Below are 19,513 nucleotides of genomic sequence, written 5' to 3'. Positions count from 1 at the left end.
CCGGCGGGCCGGGCGCCGCCGGGCGGTCAGTCGTCGAGGGCGTCCATGACCTTGCCGAGGTCGACGAACTTGAAGTTGGTCGCGTCCCGCTCGCCGTCGCCGTCGTGCCCGTCCTGGACGACGAGGAGGCCGTTGGGGTACTTGGAGCCGAGCGGGGCGTTGAGGACGGCGGCGCCGTCGCACTCCTCGGAGCCGTCGAGGGTGTCGTTCGCGGCGGCGACCCGGAAGCCGCCCTCGTACTCGTTGTCGTCCTCCAGCTCGCGGTCGTAGGCGGCGAAGGTGTTGTCACCCTGGCTGGAGGCGAGGATGTAGCCGTCGCCGTCGGACTCGGTGAGCAGCGTCAGGCCCTCCACGTCCGCGGAGATCTTCGTGCCGCCGAAGCCGGGGTCGGCGCCGGGGGTGCACTCCTCGGTCTCCTCGTCGTAGACGCCCGGCACGCCGTACTCGCGCACCTTGTCGATCAGCTCGGGCGTGCCGGTGAGGTCGGCGCGCATCCGCCAGACGCCGATGTCCTCCTGGCCGGCGTAGAGCATGCCGTTGGCCGGGTCGACGACCATGCCCTCGACCTGGGGCAGTTCGCCGGGATCGCCGCAGGGGGACCACTGGGTGCCGTTGGGCATCCGGAAGGAGGAGGGCAGGTCGAGGGTGCGGACCTTGCGGTAGGTGACCTTGCCGTCCGCGGCCGGCAGCAGCTCCAGGAGGGCGAGGGTGGTGTGCTCGCGGCGGCTGACCAGGGCGTAGGACTTCCCGGTCGCCGGGTTCGTCCAGGTCGCCAGGCCGTACGCGGTCTGCTGGTCGTTGATCTCGGCCTGGTCCCGGGAGAACACGGGCGGCACGGCGGGGTCGGTCACGTCGGTCAGCGGGCCGCCGGTCCGGTCGCGGTCGATGCGGTAGAAGCGCAGCCGGTCCTGGCCCCGGTCACTGGTGACGGCCAGGTCGCTCTTGCCCGAGGTGAGCCGGAGGCCGTGGACGAGGTCCACGTTGTTGAAGCGGCCGGGGGCGTCGTCCTCCCCGGCGGCGGAGGGCGCGGCGATCGACTGCACCAGTCGCGCGTCCAGGTCGTAGACCCGCAGGCCGCCCTCCTTGGCGGTGGCGACGACGAGGCTGCGGCCGGGCGCCGCGGCGTTGCGCCAGATCGCCGGGTCGTCCGCGTCGGCGTTGCCGCCTTCGTCGTCGTCGTACAGCGCCGGCGTCTCCGCACGCGGGGTCACGGCGGGCAGGGCGTCGGCGTACGGACGGTGCCGGGCCTCGGCGGGCACGGCCAGTGCGACTGCCGCAAAAGCCGTGGTCGCGGTCAGCACAGTGGTCCGGACGAGGGCGGAGCGATTCACGCAGGTCTCCTCAGCAGGGGGTTGATCGACCTGCGAGAGCCTGGCCCCGCGGGGTGTCCGTACGGCAGCCGCGACGCGACGGGTAACAACCCGCCCAGGTGTACGCACGATGAACGAACACACGGCTGGCGAAACGGAGGCCGCCGAGAGGGGCACACAGGTACACCCGGCCCACCACTATTTCAGTCGGGGACCACGGCCTCGTCGCCCCCTTCGCCCCGACGGGGCCGCCGGGGCGTGGGCGCTTCCTTCGTGCGGCGGGTTACCGGGCCGTGACGACCCGGTAGCTCAGCTTGGTCTCGGGGAGGTTGCTCTGGGTCAGGGTGCCGCTGGCCCAGGCGTTGCCCGTGCAGTCGGCGCCGGAGTAGAGGAGGACCGACGCGGAGCCGTTGGCGATCTGGATCGAGCGGACCGGCTCGGCGGTGGTGTGGCACGTGCCGAGGTCGCCGAGGTCGGGGTTGAGGACGGCGCCCGTGCCGTTGGTGCCCGTGTAGAGGGCGGCGCCCGGCTGCAGGGAGGGCCACGCGGCGGCGTTCGCGGTGCCGGTGCCGAGGACGGCGAGACCGGCCAGCGCGGCTGTGGTGGTCGCCGTTGCGGCGATGGTGCGGAGGTTTGCGTTGCGGGGGAGCATACGACCGCCTTCTCGATACGGGTACGGATACCGCCCGCGATCATTGCACGCTCAACCATTCTTGGGCAGGGGGCCCACCCACCCCGGCACCCAGGTCTCCGCCGGGTCCGCCGGGCTCGCCGTGGTCGACAGGTAGGCGCGCAGCGTGCGCAGCGCCGGGTGCGGGTTGTCGCGGCGGTGGAGGAGGAAGTGGGGGTAGACGGGCGTCGGTCCGGTCACCGGAATGCGGCGCAACCCGTGGCCGGCGGGCCAGATGAGGCGGGAGTGCTCGCCCATGAAGGTCGCCAGGGCCGGGGTGTCCGCGAGGGTGTCCAACAGCGCGTCCGAGCCGAAGTTGGGGCCGGTCGCCTCGATGGTGAGCCCGAACTCCGCGACCAGGTCGTCGTAGTAGGCGCCCCACTCGGTGCCGGGGGCGACGCCGGGCATCCAGATGCGGTGCCCGACGAGTCCGGCGAGGGTCACCGACGGCGCGTCGGCCAGCGCGTGGGCCGGGCCGGTGAGGAGTTGGAGGGGTTCGTCGAGGACGCGGGTGGCCTCGATGTCCTCGGGCAGCGGCCGGCCGGGCGCGGCGACCGCCCGGAAGGTGGCGTCGAGTTCGCCGGAGCGGAGGGCGGCCATCGCCGCGTCGATGCCGGGCAGCATCAGCACGTCCAGTTCGACCTCGGGGTGCGCGCGGTGGAAGCCGCGCATCGCGCCCGACTGCGCGCTGCGCGAGGTGAGCACGTCCACGCGCAGCGGACGGCGGCCGGGGCGTACGGAGGCGGCCGCCCGCTCGGCCGCGCGCAGCAGTTCGCGCGCGTGGGGCAGGAACGCCCGGCCGTCGATCGTGAGCTGCGCTCCTCGCGGCGCCCGAACGAACAGCCGCACCCCCAGGGCCTGTTCGAGCGCGGCGATCCGCTTGGACACGGCCTGCTGGGTGACCGCCAGGTCGACGGCCGCCTTCTGGAACTGTCCCGCTTCGGCGACGGCGACGAAGGTGCGTACGGCTTGAAGGTCCACGCCGGCCACCTTAGGGAGCGCCGGCCGGGAGCGCCGTGCAGGTGCGCCGAGCCGCCTCTCCCGGCCGCCTGACTTTTCCTCCGGTTGTCCGGGCCGGACCCGCGTGCGCGGGCCATACTGGGAGGCCGTGCCGGCCGAGGAGAGGGGCTCCGTGGAACCCGTACTGGTGATCGCGAGCGCCCTGGCGGCAGGGGCCGGCGTCGGCGCGAGCAACGTGGCGTCCGCCGCCGTGCAGGACTCCTACGCCGCCCTGCGGGACGCGGTGCGGCGGCGGTTCTCGGGCCGCCGGGACGCGGAGGAGGCGCTCGCCGGCCACGAGGAGGACCCGGAGACCTGGCAGGACCGGCTGACGGCCTGCCTCGCGGAGGCGGGTGCCGCCGAGGACGCCGAACTGCTCGCCGCCGCCGAGGACGTGCTGCGGCTGGCCGGGCGCGGGTCCGGGGAGGCCGGGCGGACCGTGGTGGACCTGCGCGACGCCAGAGGCGTGCAGGTCGGGGACGGGAACGTCCAGCACAACACCTTCTGACCGCCCGCCGCGACCCACGACGAGACAGAACGATCCAGACGACTTCTGACACCACGTGAACAGGGATACGGATACGGGGCACGGCGACCGCTTCGAGCTGCCCCATGCGCGCGGGGTGCAGTTCGGCCACGGCAACGTCCAGCACAACACGTACCTCCTGTCCGCCCCCGAAGTGGCCTGGCCGCACCAGGTCGGAGTGGTGCCGCTGCCCGCGGACTGCTTCCAGGCCCGCCCCGATGCCCCCGCCGACGCCTCGGTGACGACCCATGTGCTGACCGGGATGGGGGGCGTGGGCAAGACGCAGTGGGCCGCCCAGTGGGCGCGGCGCGCGCAGGCGTCCGGCGAACTGGACCTGCTGGTGTGGGTGCCGGCCGCCACCCGCCAGGCGGTCGTCGCGGTCTACGCGGAGGCCGCGATGGACGTGTGCCCGGGGCGGGTCGCCGACGCCGACCAGGCGGCGGCCCGGTTCGTGGCCTGGCTGGGGCGCACCGACCGCCGCTGGATGGTGGTCCTGGACGATGTGACCGCCCCCGGCGACCTGCGGGACCTGTGGCCTCCCGTACGTCCCGGCGGGACGGTGGTGGTGACGACCCGTCGGCGGGACGCCGCGCTCGCCGGGCCCGGTCGGCGGCTGGTGGAGACCGAGCTGTTCGGCCCGGACGAGGCGGTCGGCTATCTGGGCCGCCGCCTCGGCGGCGACCCCCGGCTGCTGGACGGGGCGCGGGAGCTGGTGCACGAACTGGGGCTGCTGCCGCTGGCGCTGGCCCAGGCGGGCGCGTACATGCTGGACCAGGGCATGAGCTGCCGCGTCTACCGGGCCAGGCTCGCCGACCGGGCGCGCCGACTGGACGGACTGCTGCCCGAGAGCGGCGCCCTCCCGGACGAGCAGCGGCAGACCCTCGCCGTGGTGTGGTCGCTGTCCGTCGAACTCGCGGACCGGCTCCACCCGGCCGGGCTGGCCCGCCCGGCGCTGGAGCTGTCCAGTGTGCTCAGCTCCCAGGGCATTCCGGCCGCGCTGTACACCAGCGCCCCGGCCCGCGCGTTCCTGGCCGGGGCCCGCGCAGAGCAGGGTGGTCCGTACGCGCACGTGGACGAGGACGACGCGCGCGGGGCGGTCCGCTGCCTCCACCGCCTCAGCCTGGTGAGCGCCGCCCCGGACGACGGGCCCGTCCGGCTGCACCGGCTCGTCCAGCGGGCCGCGCGCGAGCAGTTGCCGCCGGGCCGGTTCGCAGAGGTGGTCCGCGTGGCCGCCGACGCCCTGGCCGCGTGCTGGCCGGAGGTGGAGCGGGAGTTCGCGGTCGGCCAGACGCTGCGGACGAACGCGGAGGCGCTGTACGAGCTGGGCGAGGACGAGCTGTGGGCGGCGGGCGATGTGCACGACGTGGTGCTCCGGGCGGGCCAGAGCCTCGCCGCCGCCGGGCTGCTCCGGGCGACGATGGCCCACTACCGGCGGATCGCCGCGACCGCCGAGGCCCGCCTCGGCCCCCACCACACCCGCACCCTGGCGGCGCGCAGCAACGCCGTACGCTTCCTCGCCCTGACCGGGGACACCGCGGGGGCGGTACGCGCGTACGAGGATCTGCTCGCCGACAAGCTGCGTCTGTTCGGGCCCGACCACCCCACTGTCCTGTTCGCGCGCAAGGACGTCGCCGAGGCCCTGGCGCAGGGCGGGGACAGCGCCGGGGCGCTGGAGCTGTACGCCGACGTGCTGGCCGAGCACGTACGGGTGCTCGGACCCGTGCACCCCGACACCCTCGACGTCCGGCTGGCGACGGCGAAGCTGTGGAAGGAGCGGGGCTACGAGAGCCGGGCGCGGGCGGAGTGCGAGGCGCTGTACGGGGACGTGGCCCGGGTGCTGGGGCCCGGCCACAAGAAGACCCTGCACCTGCGCGGCCTGCTCGCGGAGCTGCGGGGCCGGGCGGGCGATCCGGCGGGGGCCGTCGCGGCGTACGAGACGCTGCTCGGCGACTGTCTGCGCGCCCTGGGCCCCGACCACTACGACACCCTGGACACCCGCTACCAGCTGGCCGTCTGGCGCGCGAACGCCGGGAACCCGGCTGCGGGCGTCGCCGAGCTGGAAGCCCTGCTCACGGACGGCACGCGGGTGTTCGGCCCGCACCATCTGGAGGTCTCCTCCATTCGCTTCACGCTCTCCCTGATGCGGAACGAGGCGGGTGACGCGATGCACGCGCCGACGGGGATGGGCCAGTCCGTCGAGGGTCTGGAGGCGACTCTGGGCCCCGGTCATCCGCTGGTCCTCGCCAACCGGGCCCTGGCCGCCGCCTGGCACCAGGCGATGCTGGAGAGCGACCCGGTCGCCGCCGCGGCCTCCCTGGCGGAGCTGGTCGCCGCGTCGCGGGCGGCGTCGGCCCCCGAGGACCAGATCCTGGACGTGCGCGTCATGCTGGCCGAGCTGCACGGCGTGACGGGCGATCCGGCGGGCACCGCCGAGGAGTTCGGCGTCCTGGTCGCCGACTGCCTGCGCCTGTTCGGGCCCGACCACGCCCGTACGCTCGCCGTGCGCGCGAGCGCCGCCGAGTGGCAGGGTCTGGCGGGTGAGTACCGGCGGGCCCTCGCCGACCTCGGCGCGGTGCGCGCGGACGCCGTCCGCCTGCTGGGGCCCGAGCACCCCGAGACCCTGCGCATCAGCCGCATGCTGGCGAGCCTGCGGCACGACGCGGGCGACCAGGAGGCGGCGATCGCCCTGTACGAGGAGGTGCTGGACGTACGCCGGCGCGTGCTCGGCGCGGACCATCCCGAGACCCTCCGGCTGCGCTCCGTGCTGGCCGAACTGCGGAGCGAGGACCCCGGGGCCGAGCCGGACGGGATGCTTCCCGAGTACGAGGAGCTGCTGGCCAGCCATGTGCGGGTGCTGGGCCCCGACCATCCCCGGACGCTCGATGTGCGCAGCCAGGTCATCGTCCTGCGGAGCGAGGCGGGCGACGCGGCCGGCGCGGTGGTCGCGTACGAGGAACTGCTGGGCGACTACCGGCGGCTGATGGGCCACGAGCACGTGGAGATGCTCGCTCCGCGCGTCACCTACGGCGACCTCCTCGCGAAGGCGGGGGACCACGCCCGGGCGGCCGCCGCGTACGAGGACATCCTGTCCGCCGCCGTCCGGATCTGGGGCCCCGACCACGTGGGGACGTTCATGCTGCGCGGCTGTCTGGCCGAGGCGCGCGGCCACGTGGACGGCGATCCGGAAGCGGCGGTCCCGGCCTTCGAGAACCTGCTCGCCGACTGTGTGCGGGCGCTGGGCCGCGACTCCTCCGTCACCTCGGCGGTGCACGCCTTCCTCGTCCGCCTGCGCAGGACGGGCGATGTGGCCGGGCCGGACGCGGCGGTGGAACACGGGGGCGGGGACGGGGGCCAGGAGTCGTTCGAAACCCTGCTGCGCAGCCACTCCCTGGCTGCCCGGTCCCGGCTCGCGGCGGAGCTGACCTGACCGCGCCGCCCGCCCCCGCGTACAACCACTGGTTGTCCCGGACCGCCCTATGGGTTGTTTGACCTGCCGGTATCCCGCCGGATTGGCTCACCCCGACACGGACGGGTTGTTCGGCCGAGGGTGCGAGGAGCGCGCTGCGCATGGTGGGCGGGAGACGGCTGGGGCGGCGTTTCGGGTGGCTGTGGGCGTCGTACGCGGTGGGCGCGTACGGGTCGGGGCTGGGGTTCGGGGCGCTGCCGCTGATCGCGGTCCTGGTGCTGGACGCCGGGCCGGCCGAGGTGTCGGCGCTGTCCGCCGCAGGGCCGGCGGTGGGGGCGCTGATCGCGGTGCCGCTCGCGCCGTGGGTGGAGTTCCGGCGCAAGCGGCCGGTGATGATCGGGATGGACCTGGTCCGGTTCGGGGCCATGGCGTCGGTGCCGGTGGCGTACGCCTTCGGGGTGCTGGGCTTCGTCCAGCTGCTGGTGGTCTCGGCGGTGATCGCGGCGGCGAAGATCGCGTTCGGCGCGGCGAGCGGCGCGTTCCTGAAGGCGCTCGTACGGCCACGCGACCTGCTCGTCGCCAACGCCCGCTTCGAGTCGACGAACTGGAGCTCCATCGCGGTGGGCCCGCCCCTGGGCGGTGCGGCGATCGGGGTCTTCGGGCCGGTCACCACCGTGCTGGCCGACGCCTTCAGCTATCTGCTCTCCGCGCTCGCCCTCACCGCGATCGGGGGCAGGGAGGCGGCGCCGGAACCGGCCGGGGAGAGCCCGCTGCGCGCGGGGGCGCTGCTGGCCGGCTGGCGGCACATCCTGGGTCATCCGGTACTACGGGCGCTCTACCTCAACCAGGTGCTCGTCGCCGGTCTGATCATGGCCACCGAACCGCTGCTCGCCGTCCTCCTGCTGCGCGAACTCGGCTTCCCGCCCTGGCAGTACGGCCTCGCCTTCGCCGCGCCGTGCCTCGGCGGGCTCGTCGGCTCCCGGCTGGCCCGCCGGGTCGTCGCCCGGCACGGCCGCGACCGGGTCTTCCGGGTGGTGGGGACGCTGCGCGCGGTCTGGCTGATCGGCCTGGTCCTCGTAGGGCCGGGGGTCGCCGGGCTGGTCACGGTGATGGCGGTCGAGCTGGCCATCGTCGTCAGCATGAGCCTGTACGGGCCGGTGCTGTCCACGTACCGGCTGGAACACACGCCCCAGCACCTCGTGACTCGCACGCTGACGGCCTGGTCGATCGGCCAGCAGGCGGCCGTCGCCGTTCTCACCGCACTCGCCGGGCTGCTCGCCGGCGTCACCGGTCCGCGCCCGGCCCTGGCGGTCGCCGGACTGCTCATCCTGGCCACCCCGCTGCTGCTCCCCCGGAAACGGCGGACACCGCGGCCCGCGCCGGAATCGTCCGGGCGGGCCGCGGGTGGGGTCAGGCCGTGAGGACCTCCGTGTTCTGGCCGGCGCTCAGCAGCCAGCGCCCGTCCGGCTCCCTGCTCATCACGTACAGCGGGGCTCCCTCGCTCTCGCCGTCCGGGAACACGTAGCGCTGGCGGACCTTGACCGCCGCCACGTCCGGGCGGATGAAGACGACGTGCGCCACCTCGTAGGTGACCTCGCCGTCCCACTGGGACGCCGGCAGGACCTCGCGGGTGAACGCGGAGATCGCGTCGAGGCCGATGAGGACCTTGCCGTGCGCCGTCGTCCAGATGGCGTCGGGGCGGAAGAGGGACAGGAACGCGTCGGGGTCCTTGCGCCTCTGGGAGCGCTCGACGGTGGCGACGACCTGGTGCATAGCTTCGATGTCCGCGGCGTGGGCCGCTGATTCGGTGTCCATGCCGGGAATCCTGCGACCTCAAGTCCGCTTGGGGTCAAGCCCGCCGCGAACGTCCCGCCGCTCAGGCCGATTCAAGCACCGGACGGACCTCCACCGTCTCCGGGGTGGGCAGGCTCCGGGCCAGTTCCACGGCCTCCGCACGGTCGGCGACCTCCACGAGGAACCAGCCGCCGAGGGTCTCCTCGCCGGGCAGCGCGGGCCCGTCGCTCACCGTCGTCGTCCCGTCGGCCGTCGTGCGTACGGTCGCGGGCGCGAGGCGCTCGGTCTCCAGGGCCTCACCGCCGACGAGCTTCCCCGCTGCCGCGAGGCCGCCGATCCAGCCTTCGTACTCCTTGCGGTACGCGGCCCGGTCGGCCTCGATCCGGCGGCGCGACGCGTCCGTCTCGAAGATCACAAGGGCGAATTTCATGGCACATCCTCTCTCCGGCCGCCGTACGGGCGACCGCTGTGGGTGAAGGGGGGTCGGTGTAAGGGCCGTGGGGTCGGGGCCGGTTACGGCGTCGATGCCTCGGCCGGGGCCGGCTCGGCCGCGCGCTGCGGGGCGGGCGGGTTCTGCGCCGGTGCGGACCTCGTCAGCCAGAGGCCGGTGAGCACGGCGGTGGCCAGGGTGAGGACACCGGCCGCGGTGAACGCGGTGTCCAGGCCGCTCCCGAAGGAGGCGCCGCCGGACTGGCGGGCGCGGACGACGGCGCCGAGCACCGCGACCCCGAGCACCGCGCCGATCTGCCGGGTGGTGCTGCTGATGCCCGACGCGAGACCGCCCTCCTGCGGGGCGGCGGCCTGGATGGCGGCGCCCGTCAGCGGGGACATCGTCAGGGCGAAGCCGGTACCGGCGAGCGCCAGGCGCCACCACACGTTCCCGTACCCCGTGTCGGCGTGCACCGCGCCGAGCGCCACCAGGCCCAGCCCCGCCAGGACCAGCCCGGCGGTGACCACAGGGCGGAAGCCGTACCGGGCGGCGAGCCGGCCCGCGTACGGGCTGACGACCACCATCGCGAGCGAGAGCGGCAGGGTGCGCACCCCGGCCTCCAGGAGCGAGCTGCCCTGGACGTACACGAAGAACTGGGAGAAGAAGAACGACGACCCCATGAGCGCGAACCCGACCACCACCATCGCGGTGTTGGAGACGGTGAACAGGCGCTCCCGGAACAGCCGCAGCGGCAGCATCGGCGCGGTCCTGCGCGCCTCGACGGCCAGGAACGCGGCGAGCAGGGCCGCCCCGGCGGCGAACCCGCGCAGGATCGGCGGGGAGGTCCAGCCGCGGGCGCCGCCCTCGATCAGCGCGTAGGTCAGCGTCCCCACCGCCAGGACGGACAGCACCGTTCCGGGTACGTCGATCGCGGGCGCGCCGGGGTTGCGGCTCTCGTCGAGGCCGCGCAGCCCGGCCAGCAGCAGGACCGCGCCGATGGGCACGTTGACCAGGAAGACGGCGGGCCAGCCGAAGGCGTCGGTCAGCACGCCCCCGGCCACCGGGCCTGCCGCCAGGCCGACTCCGCTCAGCCCGGCCCACAGTCCGATCGCCCTCACCCGGTCCTGCGGCACGGGATGGGCGGCGGCGAGCAGGGCGAGCGAGGCGGGGCTCAGCGCGGCGGCTCCGATGCCCTGGAGCGCCCGGCCGGCGACCAGCCACCCGAGCGAAGGGGCGAGGGCGCACAGCGCCGAGGCGGCGGTGAACACCACCACGCCGGTCAGGAAGACCCGCTTGCGGCCGAACCGGTCGGCGAACACACCACCGGACAGCAGCAGCATCGCGACGAGCAGCACATAGGCGTCGACGATCCACTGCAGGCCGGTCAGCCCGGTGTTCAGGCGGTGCTGCATGTCGGGCAGCGCGGCGCCGACGATCGTGTTGTCGAGCAGGACCATGAACTGGCCCAGGCAGGTCACCGTGAGCAGCACGCCCCGGCGGGGGCGGCGGCTCGCGGCCGCAGACGAGGCTGCCAAAAGGAGTTCCTCTCCGTCAGAACGTTAACGCAGTTGTTGGCTGCGTTAGTGGACTGTACGGAAGGATGCTCGTAAACGCAAGCCTTGACTGCGTTAAGGTGGGGGCATGAGTGAGAAGGAGCCGGCCCGGCGGCCGGGCGGGCGCAGTGCGCGCGTCGCCGCGCAGGTGCATCAGGCCGTCACCGAGCTGATCGGCGAGCGCGGTTACGGCAACTTCACGGTCGGCGACGTCGCGGCCCGCGCGGGCGTGGCCGACAGCAGTGTCTACCGCCGCTGGGGCAACCTGGAGACCCTGCTCGGCGAGGTCGCGCTGACCCGCCTCAACGCCAGGTCACCGATGCCCGACACCGGCACCCTGGCCGGCGACCTGCGTACATACGCGGCACAGGTGGCCCGCGAGATCACCGGCCCGGACGGCCCGGCCGTGCTGCACCTGGCCGTCGCCCTGGCCGGCACGGGCGAACAGGGCGACCGGGCCCGGGAGGGCGTCCGCGCCGAACGGACCCGGCAGCTGCAGTCCGTGCTCGACCGCGCCCGCGAGCGCGGCGAGGAGGCCCCGGACGCGTTCGAGGTCCTGGACCACGTCCTGGCCCCCATGTACATCCGCGTCCTGTTCGGCATGGACGGGCTCACACCGGAGTACATCAACGGCCTGGTGAACCGCCTGCTCTCGTTCCGCCCGAACGGAACCGCCCCGTAGACCGTCCCGCGGCGCGCCCGTGGACCGCCTGGGCACGGGTCAGGGTCTGAGGAACATCGGTGTCAGATCGTGCGCTGAGAACTCCTGACGGAATGACTCTTTGGGGTCGGGTGCCCAACGTAATTCGCTGTCGGGAAGCATGGAACGATGAACGTTGAGCGGCCGCTGCCGCGCGAGGTGAAGGTCATCGATTCGGCCTCGCTGTTCCGGCTGGAGGAGCGGGCGGAAGTCCTCGGCCTGAGCCAGCGGTTGGATCCAACGTGGGTGCGGGCGAATGTGGCGCCCGGCGACACCCACTATCTCTGGCCGGCCATGTGGCACACCCTGTCCCACCGCCCTGACGTTCCCGATCACGTGCGGTGGGAACTGCTGATCGCTCTGCGTACGGGAGGCCGTGTGGTGAGCATGCTGGACGTGATCCCCGACGACTTCGTCCCGCTGCCGAAGGTGACCTCACGCGAAGAGGGAATGCAGGTCAGACAGCTCCTTGACCGTTCTCCTTCGGTCAGGGAATGGCTACTGCGGGAGAGCGAGAGCTCGGACCGGCTGTGACAGGCGTCGCCAGCAGATGAGCGCGCATCCCAGCGGAGGAAGGCTTCGTGGATGTCGTCACGAATCTCCCAGCGGATCCGCAGGCGGCGGAACCCGTGCAGGTGTGCGAACGCGCGCTCCACCACCCAGCGTTGAGTACCGAGCCCGGAGCCGTGTTCGGTGCCCCGGCGGGCGATCAGCGGTTCACACCGAGGCCCCGGACGAGCCGGCGGTACTTGTCGAGGTCGTAGCCGCGGTCCCCGAGCACCGCGTCCGGTTCCTGGTTGCGGCGCCCCGCCCGCGCGTCCCGTCCATCTGGCGCCATTCCTGCCGTAGTCCGGCCAGGTTTGTGGTGAGGAAGTATGCGCTGCCCCCGGCGAACAGCACCGGCACGAGTCCGACAGCGGTCACCGCCGCCCCGGCGAGCAGTCCGCCGAGGGGGATGCCGGCCCAGGACAGTGAGTCACCGAGCGCGTTGACCCGGCCCAGCATTCGGCGCGGCACCCGCTCGACGAGGACGGCCCCCAACACCGGGTTGACGAAGCCGGCGCCGAACCCGCTGATCGCGAAGACGGCCAGTACCGTCCACAGCGGGGTGTCGAAGGCGAGGACCAGAAACCTCGGTGCCCCGGCCAGCAGGAACCCGGTGAGCACTACCATCCGCCGCCGCAGTCGGTGTGCGACCATCGCGGCGATCAAGCTTCCGCCTGCCGCCGCGGCCCCCATTACGCTGCCCATCAGGCCGATCGCGGCCGGCCCGTTGCCGGACTCCCTGGCCCAGACGGGTACGAGCACCGAGGCGAATGCTGAGTCCAACAGGTTGGTGATGCCGACCATGACGATGACCGTGAGCAGGAGCGGCTCGCCGCGCAGGAAGGTGAAGCCCTCGCCGAATCGCCGCCAGTAGCCCGGTTCTGTCTCCCCGGTTCGGGAAGGAGCTTCCTCGGCGGCGTGCCCCATGCCGCGAGGCAGGGCGAGCTTGATGATCACCGATCCGAGGGCGAAGCATCCTGCGTTGACGGCGAGTCCGGTCAGGGGACCGAGCAATGCCACCAGGGATCCGCCGGCCGCCAGGCCGACGGTGGAGGCGAGCCGCTCGACCACGCCGGACAGACCGGTGGCGCGCTCCAGCGGTACTCGGCCGCGCTCAGCCGCCTCCGGGACCATCACCTCTTTGGCCAGGTCGCCGGGCCCTCGGGCCGCGCCGATCAGCGCGACGAGAACCAGCAGAAGGGGAAAGGAGAGCAGGTCAAGAGTGTGGAGCAGGGGGATCGCGGCGGCGGCGGTCGCGCTGGCCAGGTCGGTGGTCCAGGAGACGGCCCGGGGGCCGATCCGGTCCACCAGCGGTCCGGTGAACGCCTTGACCATCACGTAGGGAGCCATCTCGCAGAAGGCGACCAGTCCGGTCTGGGTGGCGCTGCCGGTCGTGGCGAGGACGAACCAGGGCAGTGCCACAACGGAGATCCGAGTGCCGGTCAGCGACACGGCCATGGCCGCCAGCACCCCGCCCAGCGGCCGTAAGGACTTCTCGCCGGGTATGCCGCCGGCCTTCGAGGCGTCGTCGGTCATGATGTCGGGTCTCCTTCCTCGCTTTGGGGGTGGGAAGGGATCGGCGACGCGGCAGGCACGTCCAGTTCGGGCAGAATCTGTGTGATTACGGCGACCCGTTCGGCTCCCTCGGGGGCGCTTGCCGCCGTCTCCGGTGCGTCGCGCCGGTAGCGCGCGATGACGTCCGCCAGCTCCCGGTACAGGTCACCGGCTTCCTCCGGCGTGAGCCGCAGGGCCCAGTCGCTCATGTCGAACGTGTTCCGCCATGCGCGGGGCATCGTCTGAAGCCCGTTCAGGGTCTGCTGCGTGCGCAGGGTGTAGATGGCGGCGACGGACTGCTGATAGGCCAGTGCGGCCTCGGGCTCCCGTTCGGCCAGCTCCGGATCGTTGAACCAGATCGTCCGGTGCACCGAACGCCACCAACGCTCTCGCGCGTTGCCCCGTTCGGTGTCCTCCTCGACGAAGCCGGCCGCGCCGAGCTGCCGGAGGTGGTAGCTGGCCGTACCGGAGTTCACGCCCAACCGCTCCGCGAGGCGGGTGGCCGTCGACGGGCCGTACTTCCGCAGCAGCCCGACCACCTGCACGCGCACCGGATGCGCCAGGGCTCGCAGCCCCTTGGCATCCAGGACGACCGAGTCTTCTCCCACGTTCGGGCCGTCTGGCCTCTCCACAGCATCACTCATGCGGGACACCGTAGTCCGCAAGAGTTCTTCGCAAATAGACCTTCGCGAAGAACTCTTTGCGGTTTGACTATTTGTGGCTAATGTCGTGTCTGCTGGTGCCTTTATCCGGCCTCGGGGGGGCTTGTCACGCAGGGGCCGCAGGCCGCCAGGCAGGTCGGGGAGCTGGAAGGAGTACCGGCCGAGCCGCGATCTCCAGCTGCTCGGCCAGGTACTCGGCCACCTCCGCCGGTACCTACCGCGGGTCCGGCATGAACAGGCCCAGGAACCGCACGCTCGTGAGCTGGACCGCGAACCCGCGCCGGTTACAGACCCGGCGCCTGGCCTGCACCGCCTCACGGTCCGCGTCGTCCAGGAAGAAGTAACGCTCCAGCTCCGCCCGCGAGGGAACCTCGCAAAACGCCCCTTACTGGGCCGCCTGCTCATCCGCCAGGAACTCGACCGACACAGCAGTTCTCCGAAGATCGACAACAACGACCCACGAAGGCTCCGACGCTCCATCACCCCAGGTCAAAGGGCTAATCAGCCCTGAGGCGGCTTAGCGCGCACGATCTGACACGGATGTTCCTCAGCCCTCGGGTCCGGGCCGGGCAGGCGGGTGCGTCAGCCGATCTCGGCGAGCCGGGCGCCGCCTGCTGCCGGCACGCCCTCGGTGCGGGCCAGGAGGATGGAGCGCTGCAACTTGGCCAGCGCGGGCGAGGGTTCGAGGCCCAGGGTGCGTACGAGCGTGGAGCGCAGCCGCTGGTAGGCGTCCAGCGCCTCACCGCGCCGTCCGGAGCGGTAGAGCGCGAGCATGTACTGCCCGCACAGGCTCTCGTGGGTGGAGTAGCGGCTGAGCAGCACGGTCAGTTCGGAGAGCAGTTCGCGGTGGCGGCCCAGTCTGAGGTCGGCCTCGATGCGCTGGTCCAGCGCACACAGCCGGCTCTCCTCCAGCCGCTTGAGCTGTGTCTCCAGGTGGGGCCCGGTGTGGACGTCGGCGAGCGCCGGTCCGGTCCACAGGGCGAGGGCCTCGCGCAGCAGCCGCGCGCCCTCGGGGAAGTTCTCGGCGTCCATGGCCCGGTAGCCCATCCCGGCCAGGCGCTCGAACTCCCGGACGTCGTGCGTTCCTTCGCCGCTGCGGAGTAAGTAGCCGCTGGGGACGGTGAGCAGGACGTCCTTGGCGGTGCGGGTCTCGTCGCCGTCCCGTTCGAGCGCGACGGTGATGAGTTCGCGCAGCTGCAGGATGTACGTCTGCAGGGTGGGGCGGGCGCTGCGCGGCGGCTCGCTCCCCCACAGCTCCTCGATGAGGGTGCCCACCGGCACCACCTCGTCGGCGTGCAGCGCCAGCAGGGCGAGCACCTGCCGGGGTTTGGGCGCGGTCGGTGCGATCGAGGTGCCCTTTTCCCGCACGTCGAGCGTGCCGAGTACGTCGATGTCCACGCCGTCTCCCCGCATCTCCGGACCACCACGGGCCGCCCGGAACTGTTGCTGACCCAACCGATTTAAAAACAGCGCAGACGGTATGTCAATACCCAACCAATCCACCCGCTCCCGCTGGTGCGCGGCCTCAGCGATCCTCAAGAGCGAGGGTGTAAAAGGTGCCTGATGCATCAAACTTGGGCATCCGCGCGGGCGTTGACCCTTCTGTCACCCCCGGGAGGCACTCCCACAACCAGACCATACGGATTGTTTTGCTGCCGCGCCCCGGCGGGCGGCAGCTGCCGGGGGCTCACGCCTGGCCCGCTACTCCGCGCGGCTCAGCCGCGGCAGCGCGAACGACCACAGCTGGTCCACTCGTTCCGTGGACCGCCAGTACGGGTCGGCCGCGCCGAGGGTCTCCAGACCGAGCGTCGCCGCCACGATGACCACCGCCGCGTCCTCGGCCGAGACGCCCTCCGCCAGCTCCCCGTCGCTGCGCGCCTCCGCGAGGGCGTCGCGCACCCACTCGTACCACCAGTCGTGCAGCCTGGCCTCGCTCTTGCGGGAGGGGTCGCCGCTCAGCCGGAAGCCCGCGCGCACGACCGGATCGCCGGCGACCGCGTCCATCAGCCGGCGCACCGCCGTGACGAGTGTCTGGAGCCGGCCGCCCCCCTCGGCCTGCGCGCTCTCCTCGGTCAGCGCGAGGGCCGATTCCGCGGCGGCACTCTCCACGGCGGAGGCCAGGGCCTCCTTGTTGGGGAAGTGGAAGTGGAGGGCGCCCGAACTCACCCCCGCCCGGCCGCTGATCGTCGGTAGCGTTGCCATCGCATACCCGTCGGCACCGAACACCTCCGCGGCGGCCGAGATGAGAGCCTGACGTGTCACAGCCGCTCGCGCCTGCTTGACCATCATGTCCTCCTCCTGGCGGGGCACGGGCCCGGCGTACCGCCGTCCGATTCACCCTGGATTATCCTGCTGACCCTACTGACCCCCAGTAAACCGCACGGCTGGTTGGTTTAGCACTGCGACGTGCAACGCCCCGGGGCAGGCTGATCATTTTGCCCAGGCGCGTGTGACACCGGGGGCCCCAGGTCACAGAAGTAGTTGGTTTCTCCAGCCATCCTCTCGGAGGACTAGACCTCAGTCCACCAAAGGAAACCGTCCGAAAGGTTTTTTTCTACGGCGGCCTTCGCCGCCGGACCGTGCGGCCTGGACGATCTACGCGGCATATGCCCCGATTTACTCAGCGATCGAGCGCGAAGTTACTGACCAGAAGCCTTGAAGTGGAATGAGATGTTCAAGCAAACTGGTCAACGCTTGGTAAATCCTTTACCTTTGGGCCGATTGAAAAAAACCGGTAGGTCCGTATCTTAAGTGGCGTCGCCGAACGCAGGTTTCAAGATGCAAGATGGGGGCCACCGTGAGTCTCACCACTGCTGAAGCCAGAACCGCACCGCCGGCCGCACCGCGGCTGACCACCACGGTCGCGAAGGAGTACGTGCACCGCGACTCCGTCGCCGAGGTATTCCTCACCGGGTGCGACACCCAGGACGGGGCGAACTTCTCGCTCACCGGCCAATGGCCCCGCGCCCACACCATGTTCCGCAGTCTCGACGGAGCGAGCCACGACCCGCTCCAGGTGGCGGAAACGTTCCGCCAAGCAGGAATCTACGTCTCGCACGTGGAATTGGGAGTACCCCTCGGTCACAAGTTTGTGATGTCGAGCATCACCTACACCACGGACACCACGAGTCTCCGCATCGCGTCCGGCCCGACCGACTTCGACCTCGACACCCGGTGTACCGAGGTCGTCCGGCGCAGGGGCGTGGCCAGCCGTATGGCGTTCGAGTTCGCGCTCCGCCGCAGCGGCCTGCCCATGGCGAACGGCACCGGGCAGATCTCCGTGATCCCGCCGGCCGTCTACAACCGGTTACGGCAGACCCGCGCCGCCCAGCCGCCCGCCGCCGCCGAGACGTACCCGGACCGCACCCTGCTGCCGCCGTCGATGGTCGGGCGCACCTTCCTCACGGACGTGGTGCTCTCCGCAGTCGGCGCGCCCGGCACCGGCCGGCATCCGCGCTGGCTGCTCACCCCGGACCTCAACCACCCGATCCTCTTCGACCACAAGGGCGACCACGTCCCCGGCATGGTCCTGCTCGAAGCGGCCCGCCAGGCGGCCTGCGCCGTGATGGCGCCCCGCTCGTTCGTCCCGGCCGCCGCCGCGAACCACTTCCACCAGTACGCCGAACTCGACCGGCCCTGCTGGATCGAGGTGACCCGCGTGGAGCGGGAGGCGCACAACATGGTGACGCTCGAGGTCACCGGCCGCCAGGACGGCAAGGACGTCTTCACCTCGGTGCTCACGGGCCCGGTCGGCTGACCCCTCTCCAGGTCCACCCACGCGCCGCCCCCTCCCTCAAAAACAAACCGGTCATCCTGTTTTCTTGGGAGAGTGCCCTCCCGGGGCGGGGCGACCCGGGACCGGGGGGAGTCCCGGGGGCGCCTTGGGTAGCTGCCCCGCTCGCCCGTCGAACCAGCAGGTCACGGCCGTACGGCAGCACTCGGCAGCGACCGAAGCGACCGAAGGCCCCGCTCGCACCCCATGTGACGCCCTGTCGGTGACCGCCGCACGCAGACTCTGCGTGCGGCGGAGCCGGTTCGTCCCCGGGCCCCTCGCCCGCCGCGCAGGCCGCACGGATGGCGCGAGCCGGGCGGCGAGCGCTGGAAACACGGTTCAGAAGGGCTGGAGGCGGCCGGAAGTGTTTCACGCCCCCAGCGACCGGCCGGAAGCGACCGACCGCCCTCTCGGTAGCTGCGGGGCCCGGGAGGAAGTCCCAGGTCACCAGCCCGGCCAGGGCGGGCAGCGACCGAAGCGACCGAAGGCTCAGGTATATGGAGCCATTGGCATGTGTGCGCGTGCGCGTCATATATAGCGAGCTTGAGTCGCTTCGGTCGCTGTTGCGCCGGGGAAACCTCGCTGACCTGCGGGGTTCGCGGCGCTCCGGCCGGCGACCCAGCGACCGGGGGTCGCTCGCCGCCCGGTCGCTGGGTCGCTGGAGCCGTTCCCCGGTGGGCACATGCGTTCTGGCGCTTGTACCTCTTCTTCCCCGATTGTTTCGCTAATCTGATTTTGCGAGTTGAGTCGCTTCGGTCGCTGACGGGGGAAGTGGATGGCAGCTGAACTGCGGGTCTCGTGCGACGACCCACGGCAGTTCAAGAGGGCTGCTCCGGTCGCTTCGCAGCCCTTGACGACCGCTTGGTGGTGCGCGCGCCAGGGATGGCCGGTTCATCCTCTTGCACCGGGCCGCAAGACACCGGTGGGCAACTGCGAGGCGTGCCGCGGCCCGGACCACGACCGGGCCCGCTGCGACTGCGTGCGTGCGGGCCGCTGGTGCCACGGGTTCCACGCGGCGACGCTCGACTTCGACCGGATCGGCCAGTGGTGGGGCAGCCGCCCCGACCTGGGGGTCGGCGTGGCCACCGGCTCGGCGGGCCTGGTGGTCGTCGATGTCGACGCGCACGCCCGTGAACTCCCGCACCGGGACCGCCTGTTGCCGGGCGTCGGGATCTCCGCCGCGATCGACCTGACCGGCCTGGCCAACGGCTTCCACACGCTGGGGCTGCTGGCCGCCCTGCGCGGCGCCACCAGCCCGGCCGACGACGCCTCGACGCTCCGGGTGCGGACGCCCTCGGGCGGCATGCACGTCTGGTACCGGAACGACGGCGGCCACCGCTGGCAGTGCTCGGCCGGGTCGGGCGGCGGCCGGGCCCTCGCCTGGCAGGTGGACGTCCGGGCGCACGGCGGGTACATCGTCGCCCCGGGCACCGTCACCGAGGCCGGGACCTATCGCGCGGTGGGGAGCGTACGCACCCCGGCGCCGCTGCCCGCCTGGCTGGCCAGGGAGCTCCAGCGGACCGGCCATCTGCCCAACGCCCCCGCGCCGGGGCCCAGGCCGGTGCGCAGGGGCCTGAGGTACTTGGGCACC

The 19,513-nt window shown here is 72.3% G+C and carries 16 protein-coding genes and 3 pseudogenes; 7 read left to right on the top strand and 12 right to left on the bottom strand.

From position 1 onward, the window contains the following. Positions 1 to 26 precede the first annotated feature (26 nt). The 3 genes from MHW47_RS02870 to MHW47_RS02860 all read right to left on the bottom strand — a co-directional run bounded on the left by MHW47_RS02870 (position 27) and on the right by MHW47_RS02860 (position 2,961). Positions 27 to 1,331: a phytase gene (locus MHW47_RS02870; protein WP_239220986.1), complete on the bottom strand. Its 1,305-nt coding sequence runs from the start codon at positions 1,329 to 1,331 to the stop codon at positions 27 to 29. A 262-nt stretch (positions 1,332 to 1,593) separates the two neighbouring features. Further along, positions 1,594 to 1,962, bottom strand: coding sequence for a hypothetical protein (locus MHW47_RS02865; RefSeq protein ID WP_239220985.1), 369 nt, complete (start codon positions 1,960 to 1,962; stop codon positions 1,594 to 1,596). A 51-nt stretch (positions 1,963 to 2,013) separates the two neighbouring features. Continuing rightward, entirely contained in the window at positions 2,014 to 2,961 is a 948-nt protein-coding gene (locus MHW47_RS02860; protein ID WP_239220984.1) for a LysR family transcriptional regulator, read from the bottom strand. Positions 2,962 to 3,112: 151 nt separating this feature from the next. Here MHW47_RS02860 and MHW47_RS02855 point away from each other — a divergent pair, with 151 nt between their 5' ends. From MHW47_RS02855 to MHW47_RS02845, 3 genes are all read left to right on the top strand, one after another. Next, positions 3,113 to 3,487, top strand: a complete 375-nt coding sequence (locus MHW47_RS02855; RefSeq protein WP_239220983.1) for a hypothetical protein — start codon at positions 3,113 to 3,115, stop codon at positions 3,485 to 3,487. 55 nt (positions 3,488 to 3,542) lie between these two features. Beyond that, complete coding sequence (locus MHW47_RS02850; RefSeq protein WP_239220982.1) at positions 3,543 to 6,932, top strand: tetratricopeptide repeat protein; 3,390 nt, start codon at positions 3,543 to 3,545, stop codon at positions 6,930 to 6,932. Between the two features lie 140 nt (positions 6,933 to 7,072). After that, positions 7,073 to 8,332, top strand: coding sequence for an MFS transporter (locus tag MHW47_RS02845; RefSeq protein ID WP_239220981.1), 1,260 nt, complete (start codon positions 7,073 to 7,075; stop codon positions 8,330 to 8,332). Here MHW47_RS02845 and MHW47_RS02840 read toward each other — a convergent pair. The 3 genes from MHW47_RS02840 to MHW47_RS02830 form a co-directional block, all read right to left on the bottom strand. After that, positions 8,322 to 8,726 (bottom strand): SgcJ/EcaC family oxidoreductase, encoded by a 405-nt coding sequence (locus MHW47_RS02840; protein WP_239220980.1) that lies wholly within the window; start codon positions 8,724 to 8,726, stop codon positions 8,322 to 8,324. The two genes, MHW47_RS02845 and MHW47_RS02840, sit on opposite strands and share 11 nt — an antisense overlap. A gap of 61 nt (positions 8,727 to 8,787) precedes the next feature. Next, positions 8,788 to 9,135 carry a YciI family protein gene (locus MHW47_RS02835; protein ID WP_239220979.1) on the bottom strand — a complete coding sequence of 116 codons (348 nt, stop codon included), beginning with the start codon at positions 9,133 to 9,135 and terminating at the stop codon, positions 8,788 to 8,790. An 83-nt stretch (positions 9,136 to 9,218) separates the two neighbouring features. Then, positions 9,219 to 10,670, bottom strand: a complete 1,452-nt coding sequence (locus tag MHW47_RS02830; protein WP_275448789.1) for an MFS transporter — start codon at positions 10,668 to 10,670, stop codon at positions 9,219 to 9,221. Between the two features lie 106 nt (positions 10,671 to 10,776). Between MHW47_RS02830 and MHW47_RS02825 the strand changes: the two genes are divergently transcribed. Both MHW47_RS02825 and MHW47_RS02820 read left to right on the top strand, forming a co-directional pair. Next, complete coding sequence (locus tag MHW47_RS02825) at positions 10,777 to 11,370, top strand: TetR/AcrR family transcriptional regulator (protein WP_239220978.1); 594 nt, start codon at positions 10,777 to 10,779, stop codon at positions 11,368 to 11,370. Positions 11,371 to 11,517: 147 nt separating this feature from the next. Further along, positions 11,518 to 11,922 (top strand): hypothetical protein, encoded by a 405-nt coding sequence (locus MHW47_RS02820; protein WP_239220977.1) that lies wholly within the window; start codon positions 11,518 to 11,520, stop codon positions 11,920 to 11,922. On the opposite strand, the pseudogene MHW47_RS02815 reads toward MHW47_RS02820, so the two are convergent. The 6 genes and pseudogenes from MHW47_RS02815 to MHW47_RS02790 form a co-directional block, all read right to left on the bottom strand. Continuing rightward, positions 11,887 to 12,202: pseudogene (locus MHW47_RS02815) on the bottom strand (transposase); the annotation flags it as partial. The gene MHW47_RS02820 and the pseudogene MHW47_RS02815 sit on opposite strands and share 36 nt — an antisense overlap. Further along, positions 12,190 to 13,470: pseudogene (locus MHW47_RS02810) on the bottom strand (MFS transporter); the annotation flags it as partial. The pseudogenes MHW47_RS02810 and MHW47_RS02815, both read right to left, overlap by 13 nt. Further along, entirely contained in the window at positions 13,467 to 14,132 is a 666-nt protein-coding gene (locus MHW47_RS02805) for a transcriptional regulator (protein WP_239220976.1), read from the bottom strand. The pseudogene MHW47_RS02810 and the gene MHW47_RS02805, both read right to left, overlap by 4 nt. 235 nt (positions 14,133 to 14,367) lie before the next feature. Further along, positions 14,368 to 14,577: pseudogene (locus MHW47_RS02800) on the bottom strand (DUF4158 domain-containing protein); the annotation flags it as partial. Between the two features lie 155 nt (positions 14,578 to 14,732). Then, positions 14,733 to 15,548 (bottom strand): AfsR/SARP family transcriptional regulator, encoded by an 816-nt coding sequence (locus tag MHW47_RS02795; protein ID WP_239220974.1) that lies wholly within the window; start codon positions 15,546 to 15,548, stop codon positions 14,733 to 14,735. A 303-nt stretch (positions 15,549 to 15,851) separates the two neighbouring features. Then, complete coding sequence (locus tag MHW47_RS02790) at positions 15,852 to 16,436, bottom strand: ScbR family autoregulator-binding transcription factor (protein ID WP_275448792.1); 585 nt, start codon at positions 16,434 to 16,436, stop codon at positions 15,852 to 15,854. 511 nt (positions 16,437 to 16,947) lie between these two features. Here MHW47_RS02790 and MHW47_RS02785 point away from each other — a divergent pair. Both MHW47_RS02785 and MHW47_RS02780 read left to right on the top strand, forming a co-directional pair. Beyond that, a complete protein-coding gene (locus MHW47_RS02785; protein ID WP_239220972.1) occupies positions 16,948 to 17,907 on the top strand; it encodes a ScbA/BarX family gamma-butyrolactone biosynthesis protein in 960 nt (319 codons plus the stop codon). Positions 17,908 to 18,697: 790 nt separating this feature from the next. Then, positions 18,698 to 19,513 (top strand): bifunctional DNA primase/polymerase (locus MHW47_RS02780; protein ID WP_275448787.1); only part of this gene is annotated, 816 nt, incomplete at its 3' end.

Origin of the sequence: Streptomyces sp. OfavH-34-F, assembly GCF_022347745.1 — a bacterium.
In the GTDB taxonomy this organism is placed as follows: Bacteria; Actinomycetota; Actinomycetes; order Streptomycetales; family Streptomycetaceae; genus Streptomyces.
Note: the sequence above shows the minus strand (reverse complement) of the source record. Positions and strands in the feature narration are given on the sequence as shown.

Excerpts from the sequence above, each read along its gene's own strand:
- MHW47_RS02825 (WP_239220978.1), top strand. The coding sequence starts at position 10,777 with ATGAGTGAGAAGGAGCCGGCCCGGCGGCCGGGCGGGCGCAGTGCGCGC.
- MHW47_RS02820 (WP_239220977.1), top strand. The coding sequence starts at position 11,518 with ATGAACGTTGAGCGGCCGCTGCCGCGCGAGGTGAAGGTCATCGATTCG.
- MHW47_RS02840 (WP_239220980.1), bottom strand. The coding sequence starts at position 8,726 with ATGGACACCGAATCAGCGGCCCACGCCGCGGACATCGAAGCTATGCAC.
- MHW47_RS02790 (WP_275448792.1), bottom strand. The coding sequence starts at position 16,436 with ATGGTCAAGCAGGCGCGAGCGGCTGTGACACGTCAGGCTCTCATCTCG.
- MHW47_RS02845 (WP_239220981.1), top strand. The coding sequence starts at position 7,073 with ATGGTGGGCGGGAGACGGCTGGGGCGGCGTTTCGGGTGGCTGTGGGCG.
- MHW47_RS02835 (WP_239220979.1), bottom strand. The coding sequence starts at position 9,135 with ATGAAATTCGCCCTTGTGATCTTCGAGACGGACGCGTCGCGCCGCCGG.
- MHW47_RS02865 (WP_239220985.1), bottom strand. The coding sequence starts at position 1,962 with ATGCTCCCCCGCAACGCAAACCTCCGCACCATCGCCGCAACGGCGACC.
- MHW47_RS02805 (WP_239220976.1), bottom strand. The coding sequence starts at position 14,132 with ATGAGTGATGCTGTGGAGAGGCCAGACGGCCCGAACGTGGGAGAAGAC.